Here is a 13,999-nt window from a genome sequence, read left to right as displayed (position 1 = left end):
CGGGTTTTGAGAAAACCCTAAACTTGGCTCAGCAATCGCAAAAAACTCATGAATTCACGAGTTACTTGTGTTGCTGATAATCTTGCGACATCAGACTTATCTCACAAGCACCCACACGAATTGCTTGATTCAACTTGTTAAAGAGCAGTTGGTTGCGACCGTGTCGCTAACCGAGGCGCGCATTCTACGCTGTCCTCACATCCTGTCAAGCGTTGATTTGAACTTTTTCGTTTCAACTCAACCACTTGCGCTTGCCTGATCGATCTAGCCAATCTCGGCAGCGGGAGGCGAATCCTACAGCATCCCAAGACGCTGTCAACCCCCCCGCTTCATTTCGTCATCACCCGAAGGCGAGAGCCAAATGGCGAAGAATCCGTGGACCCCTCGCCCGACTCAGACCTAAGTGCTTGATTTTCAAGCCGCTTCAGCGTCTGCGCCGGAAGTGGGGCGCATTATAGGGGAGTTTCAGAGCAGGTCAACAGTTATTTTACGATTGAGTTGCAGCGGATCAATTCGGCCATGTCTTTGACCGCCTGCTTGAAGCCGACGAAGACCGCCTGGGCCACGATGGCATGGCCGATGTTCAGCTCGTTAATACCCGGCAGCGCCGCGATGGGCTGGACATTATGGTAGTGCAGGCCATGACCGGCATTGACCACCAGCCCGAGGCCGGTGGCGAATTCCACCGCCCTGGCCAGGCGCTGCAGCTCATGGGCCTGCGCTTCCTGGGTCTCGGCTTCGGCATAGCGACCGGTGTGCAACTCGATCACCGGAGCACCGCTGTCCTTGGCCGCCTGAATCTGCTGCAGATCGGGATCTATAAAGAGGGACACTTCCGAAGCGGGCAGTGCGGCGATGGCGTCACGGATGCGCTGCACCTGGCCCAGCACATCCAGGCCGCCTTCGGTGGTCAGCTCTTCCCGGCGCTCGGGCACCAGGCAGACGTGCTCGGGCCGGATCTCCTGGGCGAAGGCCAGCATCTCGGGGGTCAGGGCGACTTCGAGATTCATGCGGGTCTGCAGGAGGTCGCGCAGCAGGCGGACATCCCGCTCCTGGATATGGCGACGGTCCTCGCGCAGGTGCAGGGTGATGCCATCCGCCCCTGCCTCCTCGGCATCCAGCGCCGCCTTGACCGGATCGGGATAGCGGGTACCCCGGGCCTGGCGCAGGGTGGCGACATGATCGATGTTGACGCCCAACAGAACACGACTGAACTCTTTCATGGCTTATTCACTTGGCTTGGCGAACAATTCGCGACTCATCAGGGGTTTGCTGCCCAGGTGCGGCGCCAGGGCCTGGCGCATCAGGCGCTTGGCAGCGCGGACTACGGTGGGATCGTCCCACTCGCCACGCTCCAGTGCCAGGATTTCCGCGCCGGCCAGACAGCCCGGGCGAACTTCGTCGACGGCTTCGAAGCCCTGGTCCGGAATGAAGCGATAGAGGCGCTGGGCGTCGATGGCCTGGCCATCCAGCGCCAGCGACAGCGAGAAGCCGTAGCCCAGCAGGTCGAGCAGGCGCCATTCGAAGGTACGCAGCAGGGGCTCGACCGGTCGCCCCTGGGCGAGGGCCGCCAGGGTCAGACCATAGAGTTCGAAGAGCGCGGGATAGGGATCTTCGGCGGGCAGTAGCCGGACCAGCAGCTCATTCAGATAGAAACCGCTGAACAGCGCCTGCCCCTGGAGCAGATAGGGCGGCGCCAGGGCCGCCACCTTTTGCAGATTCTTCAGCTCCCCTCGCCCACTGAGCTGAGCCTCGAGGGGAATGAAGGGCCTGGCCAGACTTCCGGAGCGGGAGCGGGCCGCGCGCAACACCGTACGGACCCGGCCGAAGGCGCCGAACACGTCCACCAGCGCACTGCTTTCCCGATAGGGACGCGCATGCAGGACGAACAGCGGCTCGGACGCCTGCATCGCTAGAGGTCGGAATAACCCAGAGAGCGCAGGGCGCGCTCGTCATCGGACCAGCCGCCTTTGACCTTGACCCAGAGATTGAGCATGACCTTGGCGTCGAACAGGGTTTCCATGTCCTGGCGGGCTTCCTGGCCGATACGCTTGATGCGCTCGCCGGCCTGGCCGATGAGGATCTTCTTCTGGCCATCGCGCTCGACCAGGATCAGGCCGTGGATGTGCAGGACCCCGTTGTCGTACTTGAATTCCTCGATCTCGACGGCAACCTGGTAGGGCAATTCGGCCCCCAGCTGACGCATGATCTTTTCGCGGATCAGCTCGGCCGCGAGGAAACGACTGGATCGGTCGGTGATCTGGTCTTCGGGGAAGAAGTGCTCGCCCTCAGGCAGGCGCTCGGCCACCAGCTCTTCGAGGGCGTCGAGATTGTGGCCGTGCTGGGCGGAGATCGGAATGAGCGTGGCTTCCGGCAATTGCTCCTGCAGCCATTGCAGGTGCGGCAGCATGTCGGCCTTGTCTTCCAGACGATCCAGCTTGTTGACGGCGAGCAGCACCGGGCACTTCACGAAGCGTACCCGCTCCAGCACCATCTGGTCTTCGTCGGTCCAGCGGGTACGATCGACCACGAACACCACGACGTCCACATCGCGCAGGGCGGTGACGGCCGTCTTGTTCATGAAGCGGTTGAGCGCCTTCTGGTTTTCCTTGTGCAGACCGGGGGTATCCACATAGATGGTCTGCACCTCACCCTCGGTCTTGATGCCGAGCATGTTGTGCCGGGTGGTCTGCGGCTTGCGCGAGGTGATGGCCAGCTTCTGCCCGAGGATATGGTTGAGCAGCGTGGACTTGCCGACGTTGGGACGGCCGACGATGGCGACGTAGCCGCACCGCGATGCCTTCAGCTCATCATTCATGACCATTCTCCACGCCCAGGGCGATCAAGGCCGCCGAGGCGGCTATCTGTTCGGCGATACGGCGACTGGCGCCCTGCCCCGTCGTCTTTTCGTTGAGCATGGCGATCTCGCATTCGACAAAGAAGACCCGGCAATGGGGCTCTCCTTCGATGGCGACCACCTCGTAGCGCGGCAGGTCGCACGCCCGCGCCTGGAGAAACTCCTGCAGGCGGGTCTTGGGATCCTTGTTGGTATCCACCGGCGTCAGCTCCCGCAGTTGCGGGCCGAGCCAGGCCATGACCCGATCCTTGGCCGCATCCATGCCGGCATCCAGATAGATGCCGCCGATCAGGGCTTCCATGGCATCGGCAAGAATGGATTCGCGACGGAAGCCGCCGCTCTTCAGCTCACCGGACCCCAGGCGCAGGTAGTCACCCAGCTCGAAGCTGCGCGCCAGCAAGGCCAGGGTCTCGCCTTTCACCAGCTTGGCGCGCAGGCGGGACAGCTGGCCTTCGCGGGCCTGGGGGAAATGATCGTAGAGGGCTTCGCCGATGATGAAGTTGAGGATGGCGTCGCCGAGGAATTCGAGGCGTTCATTGTTGCGACCGGCAAAGCTGCGGTGCGTGAGGGCGAGCAGCATCAGGTCCGGGTCCTTGAAGGTATAACCCAGCCGACGCTCGAGGCGATCTAGAGATAATGTCACGGGAGATTTATACGGAAATCACGATTGAAACGAACGACCAGATCGATGTTGCGGATCAGGTGTTCACGTTTTTCATAGTCGAGGTGGATCTGCAGGTGGTTGCCGTCGGCTTCGACGCGCATGGCCTTTTGCAGATCGAGATCACGGATGTCGTTCACCTGCATACCCTTCCCCACGTAGCTGTAGACGTCGGACACGCTGCGAATCTGGTTATCGGGGTTGTCGCCGATGGATTCGATGACCTTGGTCAGAGCATTGTAGTCCAGGTAATGCGGCACGAGCTTCATGGCCGTACTGGCCAGGAAGGCGATGACGCAGAGTGCGAGCAGACCACCGAGAAACGACAGCCCCTGCTGACGCGACGGACGACCGGACACTCTGCGTTCATTCATCTGATGATACCTACGCGAGACAGGGTGGGCATGCTCTGCAGCTTGGGCTCCGGCCAGCTCAGCCAGACGGCGAAGGCCTTGCCGACGATGTTGCGGTCGGGAACCATGCCGAGCAGGTCACGGGGAATGCTGGGATCGTCCCAGTAGCGACTGTCGTTGGAGTTGTCGCGGTTGTCACCCATCATGAAGTAGTGACCGGCCGGCACCTTCCACTCATGGTCGGGCTCCATGCGGTAGCGGGTCATCTCTTCGCGGATCAGGTGCTCGGTCTTGCCGAGCTGCTCCTTGAACAGCTTGACGCTGCCCAGGGAACCCGGCTCGTCACCCACCAGTTCCTCGCTGACGCGCTGGCCGTTGATGTACAGCTGCTTGTCGCTGGTATAGCGGATGGTATCGCCCGGCACCCCGATCACGCGCTTGATGTAGTTGACGCTGGGATCGCTGGGATAGCGGAACACCATGACGTCGCCACGCTGCGGATCACCGATCGGGATGACCTTGAGGTCGATCACCGGCAGGCGGATGCCGTAGGCGAATTTGTTCACCAGGATGAAATCGCCCACTTCCAGGGTCGGTTTCATGGAGCCCGAAGGAATCTGGAACGGCTCCACCAGGAAGGATCTCAGGATCAGCACGATGGCCAGGACGGGAAAGAACGACTTCCCGTACTCGACCAGGGCCGGTTCCTTGTTCAACTGCTCCAGTACCGCGGGATCAGGCTCGCTGACCTGCTGCCCGTAGGTCTGGATCGCCTTGCGACGACGCGGTGCGAGCACCAGCAGATCGATGAGTGCCAGGGCGCCGCAGACGGCGACCGCGAGAACCAGCAACAGAGGGAAGTTCCAGGACATGGGCTTCAGCTATCCACCTTGAGCACGGCCAGGAAGGCCTCTTGAGGAATCTCTACGCTACCAACCTGCTTCATGCGCTTCTTGCCCGCCTTCTGCTTTTCCAGCAGCTTGCGCTTACGGGACACGTCACCGCCGTAGCACTTGGCCAGAACGTTCTTGCGCAGCGCCTTGACCGTGGTCCGGGCCACGATCTGACCGCCGATGGCCGCCTGGATCGCCACGTCGAACATCTGCCGCGGGATCAGCTCCTTCATCTTCTCGGTCAGGGCGCGACCCTTGTAGTGCGCCTTGTCGCGATGGACGATCAGCGCCAGGGCATCGACCTTCTCGCCGTTGATGAGGACGTCGAGCTTGACCAGGCTGGCGGCTTCGAAGCGATCGAAGCTGTAGTCCAGCGACGCATAGCCACGGCTCACCGACTTGAGGCGGTCGAAGAAGTCCAGGACCACCTCGTTCATCGGCAGGTCGTAGCTGACCTGCACCTGGCTGCTGAGGAACTGCATGTCGCGTTGGACGCCACGCTTCTCGATGCACAGGGTGATGACGTTGCCCAGGTGCTCCTGGGGTACCAGGATGTTGGCGCGCACGATGGGCTCGCGCATCTCGGCGACGGAGGCCAGGTCTGGCAGCTTCGAGGGGTTGTCGACATAGATGATGCTGCCATCCTTGAGCACCACCTCGAAGACCACGGTCGGCGCGGTGGTGATGAGGTCGAGATCGTATTCGCGCTCCAGGCGCTCCTGGATGATCTCCATGTGCAGCATGCCGAGGAAGCCGATGCGGAAGCCGAAGCCGAGGGCCTCGGAGCTTTCCGGCTCGTATTGCAGGGCCGCATCGTTGAGGGTCAGCTTCTGCAGGGCTTCGCGGAAGTCCTCGAAGTCGTCGGAACTGACCGGGAAGAGACCGGCGTAGACCTGCGGCTTGACCCGCTGGAAGCCCGGCAGCACGGCCACGTCCGGGGTGGCGCTGAGGGTCAGGGTGTCGCCGACCGGGGCGCCGAGGATTTCCTTGATGCCGGCGATGATGAAGCCCACTTCGCCCGCCTTGAGATCGACCGTCTCGGTGTGCTTGGGCGAGAAGACGCCGACGCTGTCGACCTGGTGCACCTTGCCGGTGGACTTGACCAGGATCTTGTCGCCCTTCTTTACCCGCCCGTGCTTGACGCGCACCAGCGAGACGACGCCCAGGTAGTTGTCGAACCAGGAGTCGATGATCAGCGCCTGCAGGGGCGCGTCGATCTCGCCCTCGGGCGGCGGAATGACCTTGACCAGTTGCTCGAGGACATCGGGTACGCCCATGCCGCTCTTGGCACTGCAGGGCACGGCGTCGGTGGCGTCGATGCCGATGATGTGCTCGATCTCGGCCTTGACCTTGTCCGGCTCGGCCTGGGGCAGGTCCATCTTGTTCAGCACCGGCATGACCTCGAGGCCCTGCTCGATGGCGGTATAGCAGTTGGCGACCGACTGGGCTTCCACGCCCTGCCCCGCATCCACCACCAGCAGCGCGCCTTCGCAGGCGGCCAGCGAACGGCTGACTTCGTAGGTGAAGTCGACGTGGCCGGGGGTGTCGATGAAGTTGAGCTGGTAGGTCTTGCCGTCCTGGGCCTTGTAGTACAGCGTGACGCTGTGGGCCTTGATGGTGATGCCGCGCTCGCGCTCGAGATCCATGGAATCCAGGACCTGGGCCTCCATTTCTCGGTCGCTCAAACCACCACAGATCTGGATGAACCGATCCGCAAGCGTCGACTTGCCGTGATCGATGTGGGCGATGATGGAGAAATTGCGGATATGGCTCAGATCACTCACGAATCAGCACTCGAATAGCCAGCAGCGGAACATCCGCCGGGAAAATAGCGGGGGAGTTTACCTGAATGCGGCAAACAAGGGGACTCGCGCCGTTCGAGCGGACAAAAAGAAGGGGCAGTCGCCTGCCCCTCGCCTTGTCCCCTGCCGTTACTTGCCCGGCAGTTTGAAGGTGATGAAGCTGGCGCGACCCTCACGCACCACGCGCATCGAAATGGAGCGCCCTGCCGGCAGTGCCGAGGTGATCTTCTCGAAGGCCGCGGCGGACTCGATGGGCTGATTGTTGAGGTGGGTGATGACGTCGCCCGGACGCAGGCCGATGGCCGCGGCAGGACCGTCGCCACTGAGCTTGTTGATGACCACGCCGCCCTGGATGTCGAGGGTCTTCTTCTGCTCGGCGGTCAGATTGGCCACGGCGATGCCCAGGCGATTGCTGGCCCGATCGGACCCGCGCTCGCCGCCGGAAGCGGCCTGGTCGTCCTTGGGCATGTCGCCCACGGTGACGCTCAGGTTTTGCCGCTTGCCTTCACGGATGATCTCCATGTCGGCCTTGGCACCCGGCTTGAGGTTGCCGATCAGGTGCGGCAGGTCGGCGGATTCCTCGATCTTCTGGCCATTGACCGAGAGGATGACGTCGCCGACCTTGATGCCGCTCTTGGCTGCGGGACCGTCGTCCAGGGTCTGGGCGACCAGGGCACCGGCCGGACGATCCAGGCCGAAGGATTCGGCGAGATCCTTGTCCACTTCCTGGATGACCACGCCCAGCCAGCCGCGGCTGACCTTGCCTTCGGTCTTCAGCTGATTGGCCACGTTCATGGCGACGTCGATCGGAATGGCGAAGGACAGTCCCATGAAGCCACCGGAGCGGGTGAATATCTGCGAGTTGATCCCGACCACCTCACCCTTGAGGTTGAACAGCGGACCGCCGGAGTTGCCCGGGTTGATGGCCACGTCGGTCTGGATGAAGGGCACATAGCTTTCGTTGGGCAGGCTGCGACCCTTGGCGCTGACGATACCGGCGGTGACCGAGTGATCGAAGCCGAAGGGCGAACCGATGGCCAGGACCCATTCACCGACCTTGAGCTGATCGGAATTGCCCAGCTTGAGGGTGGGCAGGTCCTTGGCGTCAATTTTCAGCAGGGCCACGTCGGTACGGGGATCCGCGCCGATCAGCTTGGCGGTGTGATCACTGCGGTCGGACAGCCGTACCAGGATCTCGTCCGCATCGGCGACCACATGGTTGTTGGTCAGAATGTAGCCATCGGGCGAGATGATGAAGCCCGAGCCCAGGGACTGGGCCTGCTCCTGCTTGCCACGGGGACCGCGCGGCATCTGCGGGATGCTGCGCTCGAAGAATTCACGGATGCCCGGCGGCAGGCCTTCCAGATCGGGCATGGTCATGGCGCCGGCGCCACGACCTTCGGGAATTTTCTGGCGGGTGCTGATGTTGACGACCGCTGGAGATGCCGCCTCGACCAGGCCGGTGAAATCCGGCAGATCGGCCCGAGCCATGGCCGTCAGTCCCATCAGCCAGAGCCCCATCAGGGCGGCCGTGTAATGCTTTAGATTGCGCATGCGCGTGCAGCTCCACTCTATCCAATGACTTGAACACATCGCTGGCGACCTGCCTGCTCCGCAACGGCGGCACAGTCAGAGACGACTGGCAGCAGAAATAGCACGCCCTTGCTGAACGATAGCTTTCGAAGCATTTTGCGCCCCATCCGGACATCCGGCAGGCAAAAAAAACGGCGCCCGGAACAGAGTCCGGACGCCGTTTCGAGGTGAAGCCAGCGAATCAACGCTGGGCAGGGGCTTCCTGCTTTTCACCTGCCATCGGCTTGTCAGCCTTGGCTTCGGCATTCGCCTTGGTGCTTTCTTCGCTGAAGCTGGCCAGCACGGCCGGGCTACGCGCGGGTTGCGGCACGGTCAGCTGGCTCGGCGCCTGCTGGGCCAGACCCTGGGTGGAGACGTCAGACTGGTTGTACATCCGCACGCCTGCCAGTACGGCGAAGGTCACGGACGCGGCGACCGCGACACGACCCAGGCTCGACCAGCCACTCTTGCGCGCCTGGGCAACGACGGGCGCTGCCGGGGCTGCGACGGCCTCATCACGCTCCAGCGTGGTGGTGACGCCTTTGGCGATATCCAGATTCGGCAGCATGGGCTCACCGCGAATCACGGCGCTGACCATGGCGTAGCGCGACCAGGTGGCGCGCAATTCCGGGTCCTTGCTGACCTCGGCGATGACACGCCGGGTTTCGAATTCGTCCGCTTCGTTATCCATAACAGCGGACAGGGATTCCAGCAGGGCTTCACGACTCATACGTATTACCTCTCTAAAAGCTGTCGCCGCTGTCTATGCATCACGCAGCAGGGGCTGCAATGCTTTGTCTATCGCTTCCCGAGCTCGGAAAATCCGAGACCGGACCGTTCCCACCGGACATTGCATGACGTTCGCAATGTCCTCGTAGCTGAGGCCTTCGAACTCACGAAGGGTCAGCGCGGTGCGCAGATCTTCCGGGAGCTGCTGGATGGTCCGATGCACGGTGGCCTCGATCTCATCCCGCAAAAGGGACCGCTCTGGGGACTCGATATCCTTTAGAGCATGGTCGCCTTCATAAAATTCCGCATCTTCGGCACTGACGTCGCTGTCCGGTGGACGACGACCCCGGGCAACCAGATGGTTCTTTGCCGTGTTGATGGCGATGCGATAGAGCCAGGTGTAGAAAGCACTATCGCCACGGAAGTTCCCGAGCGCGCGATAGGCTTTGATGAAAGCCTCCTGAGCGACGTCCTGGGCTTCCTGGGTATCGTGGACGAAACGCACGATCAGACCGAGAATCTTGTGCTGATACTTGAGCACCAGCAGATCGAAGGCACGCTTGTCACCGCGCTGTACGCGCTCGACCAGTTGTTGATCCTGCTCCTGGGTGGGCAGGGCTTGCTTGCTGTCCTTGGCTTGCAGCTCGGTATCGTCCTTGCTTTCACTATCGACGCGCGCTGCTAGACTGGGCTGTTGCACGAAAGTTCTCCCCTCCACAGCAGTTGATGAGCGAGCACTAAGATGGCTGCTGATCGCTCCTGGGTGTCACTGAATTAGCTTTGGCAGATGGCCCATTCTCGTCTTGGCATTCCGGCCGCACGGATGAGCAATTATCTGTACATAGACCCCGCCTGACGCCCGCGAGTTCCCTGCCGATCCATCCGATGGCTATGCCGTCAGCCGCCTTGTTCCTATACTCGCCGTCCCGGTGAGAAGGAAACGTCATGGCGCGTCATCTGGAATTCGATGTCCTGGTAATCGGCAGTGGCGCCGCGGGCCTGACGCTCGCGCTCAATCTACCGGCGACGCTGTCCATCGCGGTCTTGAGCAAGGGCGAATTGGCGCATGGTTCGACCTACTGGGCGCAGGGTGGCGTCGCCGCGGTACTGGACGAAGGCGACACCGTCGAGGCGCACGTGCAGGATACCCTAATCGCGGGCGCCGGGCTGTGCGACGAGGAAGCCGTGCGCTTCACCGTCGAGCACAGCCGCGAGGCCATGCAGTGGCTGATCGACCAGGGCGTGCCCTTCACCCGCGAGCAGGACGCCGGCAAGGGCGGCCTGGGCTTTCACCTGACCCGCGAAGGCGGCCACAGCCACCGGCGCATCATCCACGCGGCCGATGCCACCGGCATGGCCATCTTCGACACCCTGCTGCGCACCGCCGAAGGCCGGCCCAACATCCAGTTGCTCAGTCAGCGGGTGGCGGTGGATCTGATCACCACGGAAAAGCTCGGCCGGCCGGGCGCGCGCTGCCTGGGCGCCTATGTGCTCGACCGGACCAGCGGCCAGGTCGATACCCTACACGCACGCTTCACGGTGCTGGCCACCGGCGGCGCCAGCAAGGCCTACCTCTATAGCACCAATCAGGACAGCGCCAGTGGCGACGGCATCGCCATGGCCTGGCGCGCCGGCTGTTCGGTGGCCAACCTGGAATTCAACCAGTTCCACCCCACCTGCCTTTACCACCCCCATGCGCGGAGTTTCCTGATCACCGAAGCCCTGCGTGGCGAAGGCGCCGTCCTGCGCCTGCCGGATGGCGAACGCTTCATGCCGCGCTTCGACCCCCGCGCCGATCTCGCCCCACGCGACGTGGTGGCGCGCGCCATCGACCACGAGATGAAGCGCCTGGGCATCGATTGCGTCTTTCTCGACATCAGCCACAAGCCGGCGGACTTCGTGCAGGAGCACTTTCCCACGGTCTATCGCCGCTGCCTGGAACTGGGCATCGACATCACCCGGGATCCGATCCCGGTGGTGCCGGCCGCGCACTACACCTGCGGCGGGGTGCGCGTCGACCAGTACGGGCGCGCGGACCTCGGCGGCCTCTATGCCATTGGCGAAACCAGCTGTACCGGTCTGCACGGCGCCAATCGCATGGCCAGCAATTCGCTGCTGGAGTGCTTCGTCTATGCCCGCTCGGCGGCGCTGGACATCCAGGCGCAAGCGGCCGAGATCGCCATGCCGCGCGACCTGCCCGACTGGGACGCCAGCCAGGTGACGGATTCGGACGAAGACGTGGTGATCGCCCACAACTGGGACGAGTTGCGGCGCTTCATGTGGGACTATGTCGGCATCGTGCGCACCACCAAGCGGCTGGTGCGTGCCCGCCATCGCATTCGCCTGCTGATGGACGAGATCGACGAGTTCTACAGCAACTACAGGGTCAGTCGTGACCTGATCGAATTGCGCAACCTGGCGCAGGTGGCGGAGCTGATCATCGAAAGCGCTCTCGCCCGCCAGGAGAGTCGCGGTCTGCACTTCACCCTGGACTATCCGCAACTGGCCAGCAGCGCCCGGGACACTATTCTGGCGCCGCGAACCGGCGCGGAGCGAAGCGAAGTCTGACTCTCAGGCGGCGGTGGGCGTCCGCGGCGAGGCTGTCGCGGGCGATGCAGAGACTGCGGGTACGTCTCGCCGCTGGCAGTCGATAGCGCAGGACCACCAGCCGCGGCAGGGCCAGGCTGTCCGGGCGCAGCTGGATGGCCTGCCAGCCGGTCGCCGGCGACCACAGCTGCCAGCCTTCTGCGCCATGGCGCAAACCGCGCGGCACCTCTGGACAGCGCTGCTGGAGCTGGCGCTGGCGCACCCGGTGCCAGGACCAGAGCGCCAGCAGCGTCAGGAGTGGCTTGAGCGTCCAGGGAATGGCCGTAAGCCAGGGACAAATCCCCGCGGCGAACGCGGCCAGGGCATGCAGTCGCAGGAGCCCGGCGGAGGCGCTCCAGCGACATTCGAAGGGCTCAAGCCGGCTGGACACGGTCCAGGATCATGCGCACGATGATCTGCAGATCGGCGTCTTCCGGTTCACCGCGCTGCATGAACCAGTGGAACATGTCCTGATCCTCGCACTCGAGCAGCTTGCGGTAGCGGGCCTGGTCTTCCGCGCCCAGGGAGGCATAGACCTCCTTGACGAAGGGCACCAGCAATACATCCAGTTCCAGCATGCCGCGACGGCTGTGCCAGTACAATCTGTTGAGTTCGGTAGCTTCGGTACTCATGGGGACTCCTGCGACGATCGGCGCAGTATAAGCCCGAAGCGCCCCGCCGCGCAGTGCGCCTGACATTCCCCCCGGGCGAGCCTATGATGAGCGGCTTCACTCGACAGGGAGCTGCAGCCGCAATGGCCGACTCGCCGTATTTCTGCCGCTTGACCCACGAAGGCGTCCTGGCCATCCGCGGGGTCGATGCGACCAAGTTTCTCCAGGGGCAGGTCACCTGCAACCTCAATTATCTCGCTGGCGACCAGGCCGGCCTGGGGGGGCGCTGCACGCCCAAGGGACGGCTGGTCTCCAGCTTCCGCATCGTCAAGCAGGCCGACGGCTATCTGCTGGCGATGGCCGCGGAGCTGGTCGAGCCGCTGCTGACCGATCTGAAGAAATATGCGGTCTTCTCCAAGTCGGTGCTGACCGACGAAAGCGCGCAATGGCAACGGCTGGGACTTTCGGCCGCCGGCTTCGCCAGCGCCTATCCCGACGTGGCGCTGGGCGAGCAGGCCAATGCCGTGGCGCCGCTCGAAGGCGGCTTCGCCCTGCGGTTGGAGGATGGCCGGGTAGAGACCTGGCGCGCGGCCGACGCAGCGGCGCCGGCGCTGCCGGAGGTGGCACTCGACGAATGGCTGCTGGCCCAGGTACGGGCTGGCGTGGGCCAGGTGTTCGGCGCGACCCGCGAGCTGTTCGTCCCGCAGATGATCAATCTGCAGGCGCTGGATGGCGTGAGCTTTCGCAAGGGTTGCTACACCGGCCAGGAGATCGTCGCGCGCATGCAGTACCTGGGCAAGCTCAAGCGGCGCCTCTATCGCCTCGCCAGCAGCGAGCAGCCCCCTGCCGTGGGTACCGAGCTGTTCTCGCCGGTGCATGGCAGCAGCGTGGGCGAGGTGGTGCTGGCCGCGGCCAGCCCGGAGGGTTGTGAATTCCTGGCGGTGCTGCAGGGCGATGCCGCCGAGGACGGACGTGTCTCGGTGGGCAGCTCGGACGGGCCAAACTGCCGTTTACTCGATTTGCCCTACTCACTCGATAGCGATCGTGAAATAAAGCGCTGAAGGTTGGGATCGCCTTTATCCGCTCCTCACACAGGTACGTCATGACTCCTCTTGCCGAAAAAGTTGTCCAGGATCTTCTCCACGCGATAGACACCGATCGCGTGGTGCTGCCCACCCTCCCCGAGGTGGCACTGAAGGTCAGAGAAGCGGCCGAAGACCCCAACGTGGGCGTCGCCGAGCTGAGCCGGGTGATCGCCATGGACGCCGCCCTGACGGCGCGCCTGATCAAGGTGGTCAACAGCCCGCTCCTGCGCACCAGCAAGGAGATCACCGACCTGCAGATGGCGGTCGGGCGCCTGGGTATCAACTACACGGCGAATCTGGCCACGGGCCTGGCCATGCAGCAGATGTTTCAGGCCACCAGCGACGCCGTGGATCGCAAGATGCGCGAGGTCTGGAGCCAGGGCACCGAGATCGCCGCCATCAGCCATGCGCTGTGCAAGAAGTACACGCGGCTGATGGCCGACCGCGCCCTGCTCGCCGGCCTGGTGCACCAGATCGGCGTGCTGCCGATCCTCACCTATGCCGAAGAACAGGAAGACCTGCTGGCCAACGCCATCACCCTCGACCAGGTGACGGCGCGCATTCATCCGCAGATCGGCGAACGCATTCTCAAGGTTTGGGATTTCCCGGCCGACATCGCCTGCGTACCGCGGGAATATCTGGCGCTGGAGCGGCAGCCCGCGGCGGCCGACTATGCCGATATCGTGCAGGTCGCGACCCAGCTGCACGCGCAGCGCCAGGGTCAGCAGGAGATCGCGGTCCAGACGCTGCCCGCCGGTATCCGCCTGGGGCTGAACAACCAGCCGGATCCGGCCCAGGATCAGTCCTTCTGGGACGCGGTGGAACAGTCGCGCACCCTGCTCGGCTGAGC

Annotated in this window: 15 protein-coding genes; 3 read left to right on the top strand and 12 right to left on the bottom strand. The window is 63.4% G+C overall.

Annotation, left to right across the window (positions count from 1 at the left end):
• Nucleotides 1–482: 482 nt before the first annotated feature.
• The 10 genes from pdxJ to rpoE all read right to left on the bottom strand — a co-directional run bounded on the left by pdxJ (nt 483) and on the right by rpoE (nt 9,483).
• On the bottom strand, nt 483–1,223 hold the full coding sequence (gene pdxJ, locus PSK12I2_RS0112020) for a pyridoxine 5'-phosphate synthase (RefSeq protein WP_027598583.1): 741 nt from the start codon (nt 1,221–1,223) through the stop codon (nt 483–485).
• A 3-nt stretch (nt 1,224–1,226) separates the two neighbouring features.
• Nucleotides 1,227–1,910 (bottom strand): DNA repair protein RecO, encoded by a 684-nt coding sequence (gene recO / locus PSK12I2_RS0112015; protein ID WP_027598582.1) that lies wholly within the window; start codon nt 1,908–1,910, stop codon nt 1,227–1,229.
• A gap of 2 nt (nt 1,911–1,912) precedes the next feature.
• Nucleotides 1,913–2,818 carry a GTPase Era gene (era, locus tag PSK12I2_RS0112010; protein ID WP_027598581.1) on the bottom strand — a complete coding sequence of 302 codons (906 nt, stop codon included), beginning with the start codon at nt 2,816–2,818 and terminating at the stop codon, nt 1,913–1,915.
• On the bottom strand, nt 2,811–3,500 hold the full coding sequence (gene rnc / locus PSK12I2_RS0112005) for a ribonuclease III (protein ID WP_007161997.1): 690 nt from the start codon (nt 3,498–3,500) through the stop codon (nt 2,811–2,813). Before rnc ends, era begins: the two co-directional genes overlap by 8 nt.
• Nucleotides 3,497–3,892, bottom strand: coding sequence for a DUF4845 domain-containing protein (locus PSK12I2_RS0112000; protein WP_007161996.1), 396 nt, complete (start codon nt 3,890–3,892; stop codon nt 3,497–3,499). Before PSK12I2_RS0112000 ends, rnc begins: the two co-directional genes overlap by 4 nt.
• The gene (gene lepB, locus PSK12I2_RS0111995; RefSeq protein WP_027598579.1) at nt 3,889–4,743 is read right to left on the bottom strand and encodes a signal peptidase I; all 855 of its coding nucleotides are present in this window, start codon (nt 4,741–4,743) and stop codon (nt 3,889–3,891) included. Before lepB ends, PSK12I2_RS0112000 begins: the two co-directional genes overlap by 4 nt.
• 5 nt (nt 4,744–4,748) lie before the next feature.
• On the bottom strand, nt 4,749–6,548 hold the full coding sequence (lepA, locus tag PSK12I2_RS0111990) for a translation elongation factor 4 (protein ID WP_027598578.1): 1,800 nt from the start codon (nt 6,546–6,548) through the stop codon (nt 4,749–4,751).
• A gap of 147 nt (nt 6,549–6,695) precedes the next feature.
• Entirely contained in the window at nt 6,696–8,120 is a 1,425-nt protein-coding gene (locus PSK12I2_RS0111985; protein WP_007161993.1) for a DegQ family serine endoprotease, read from the bottom strand.
• 220 nt (nt 8,121–8,340) lie between these two features.
• The gene (locus PSK12I2_RS0111980) at nt 8,341–8,868 is read right to left on the bottom strand and encodes a sigma-E factor negative regulatory protein (RefSeq protein ID WP_027598577.1); all 528 of its coding nucleotides are present in this window, start codon (nt 8,866–8,868) and stop codon (nt 8,341–8,343) included.
• A 33-nt stretch (nt 8,869–8,901) separates the two neighbouring features.
• Nucleotides 8,902–9,483: an RNA polymerase sigma factor RpoE gene (gene rpoE, locus PSK12I2_RS0111975; RefSeq protein ID WP_026083736.1), complete on the bottom strand. Its 582-nt coding sequence runs from the start codon at nt 9,481–9,483 to the stop codon at nt 8,902–8,904.
• A 329-nt stretch (nt 9,484–9,812) separates the two neighbouring features.
• Here rpoE and nadB point away from each other — a divergent pair, with 329 nt between their 5' ends.
• The gene (nadB, locus tag PSK12I2_RS0111970; protein ID WP_027598576.1) at nt 9,813–11,435 is read left to right on the top strand and encodes an L-aspartate oxidase; all 1,623 of its coding nucleotides are present in this window, start codon (nt 9,813–9,815) and stop codon (nt 11,433–11,435) included.
• Here the strand turns inward: nadB and PSK12I2_RS0111965 are convergent.
• Entirely contained in the window at nt 11,392–11,844 is a 453-nt protein-coding gene (locus PSK12I2_RS0111965; protein WP_027598575.1) for a protein YgfX, read from the bottom strand. The two genes, nadB and PSK12I2_RS0111965, sit on opposite strands and share 44 nt — an antisense overlap.
• Nucleotides 11,828–12,085, bottom strand: coding sequence for a succinate dehydrogenase assembly factor 2 (locus PSK12I2_RS0111960; protein WP_007161988.1), 258 nt, complete (start codon nt 12,083–12,085; stop codon nt 11,828–11,830). Before PSK12I2_RS0111960 ends, PSK12I2_RS0111965 begins: the two co-directional genes overlap by 17 nt.
• A 122-nt stretch (nt 12,086–12,207) precedes the next feature.
• On the opposite strand from PSK12I2_RS0111960, the gene PSK12I2_RS0111955 reads away from it, so the two are divergent.
• Together PSK12I2_RS0111955 and PSK12I2_RS0111950 are read left to right on the top strand one after the other, a co-directional pair.
• Nucleotides 12,208–13,125: a folate-binding protein YgfZ gene (locus PSK12I2_RS0111955; protein WP_027598574.1), complete on the top strand. Its 918-nt coding sequence runs from the start codon at nt 12,208–12,210 to the stop codon at nt 13,123–13,125.
• Nucleotides 13,126–13,166: 41 nt separating this feature from the next.
• Entirely contained in the window at nt 13,167–13,997 is an 831-nt protein-coding gene (locus PSK12I2_RS0111950) for an HDOD domain-containing protein (RefSeq protein ID WP_027598573.1), read from the top strand.
• Nucleotides 13,998–13,999 lie beyond the last annotated feature (2 nt).

Source organism: Pseudomonas sp. MOIL14HWK12:I2 (genome assembly GCF_000510745.1).
Taxonomy (GTDB): Bacteria; Pseudomonadota; Gammaproteobacteria; order Pseudomonadales; family Pseudomonadaceae; genus Chryseomonas; species Chryseomonas oryzihabitans.
Note: the sequence above shows the minus strand (reverse complement) of the source record. Positions and strands in the feature narration are given on the sequence as shown.

What these genes read in the sequence shown, in the direction of transcription:
- PSK12I2_RS0111955 (WP_027598574.1), top strand. Translation starts at nt 12,208, where the DNA reads ATGGCCGACTCGCCGTATTTCTGCCGCTTGACCCACGAAGGCGTCCTG.
- PSK12I2_RS0111950 (WP_027598573.1), top strand. Translation starts at nt 13,167, where the DNA reads ATGACTCCTCTTGCCGAAAAAGTTGTCCAGGATCTTCTCCACGCGATA.
- PSK12I2_RS0112000 (WP_007161996.1), bottom strand. Translation starts at nt 3,892, where the DNA reads ATGAATGAACGCAGAGTGTCCGGTCGTCCGTCGCGTCAGCAGGGGCTG.
- nadB (WP_027598576.1), top strand. Translation starts at nt 9,813, where the DNA reads ATGGCGCGTCATCTGGAATTCGATGTCCTGGTAATCGGCAGTGGCGCC.
- lepB (WP_027598579.1), bottom strand. Translation starts at nt 4,743, where the DNA reads ATGTCCTGGAACTTCCCTCTGTTGCTGGTTCTCGCGGTCGCCGTCTGC.
- PSK12I2_RS0111985 (WP_007161993.1), bottom strand. Translation starts at nt 8,120, where the DNA reads ATGCGCAATCTAAAGCATTACACGGCCGCCCTGATGGGGCTCTGGCTG.
- PSK12I2_RS0111980 (WP_027598577.1), bottom strand. Translation starts at nt 8,868, where the DNA reads ATGAGTCGTGAAGCCCTGCTGGAATCCCTGTCCGCTGTTATGGATAAC.
- recO (WP_027598582.1), bottom strand. Translation starts at nt 1,910, where the DNA reads ATGCAGGCGTCCGAGCCGCTGTTCGTCCTGCATGCGCGTCCCTATCGG.
- PSK12I2_RS0111960 (WP_007161988.1), bottom strand. Translation starts at nt 12,085, where the DNA reads ATGAGTACCGAAGCTACCGAACTCAACAGATTGTACTGGCACAGCCGT.
- era (WP_027598581.1), bottom strand. Translation starts at nt 2,818, where the DNA reads ATGAATGATGAGCTGAAGGCATCGCGGTGCGGCTACGTCGCCATCGTC.
- pdxJ (WP_027598583.1), bottom strand. Translation starts at nt 1,223, where the DNA reads ATGAAAGAGTTCAGTCGTGTTCTGTTGGGCGTCAACATCGATCATGTC.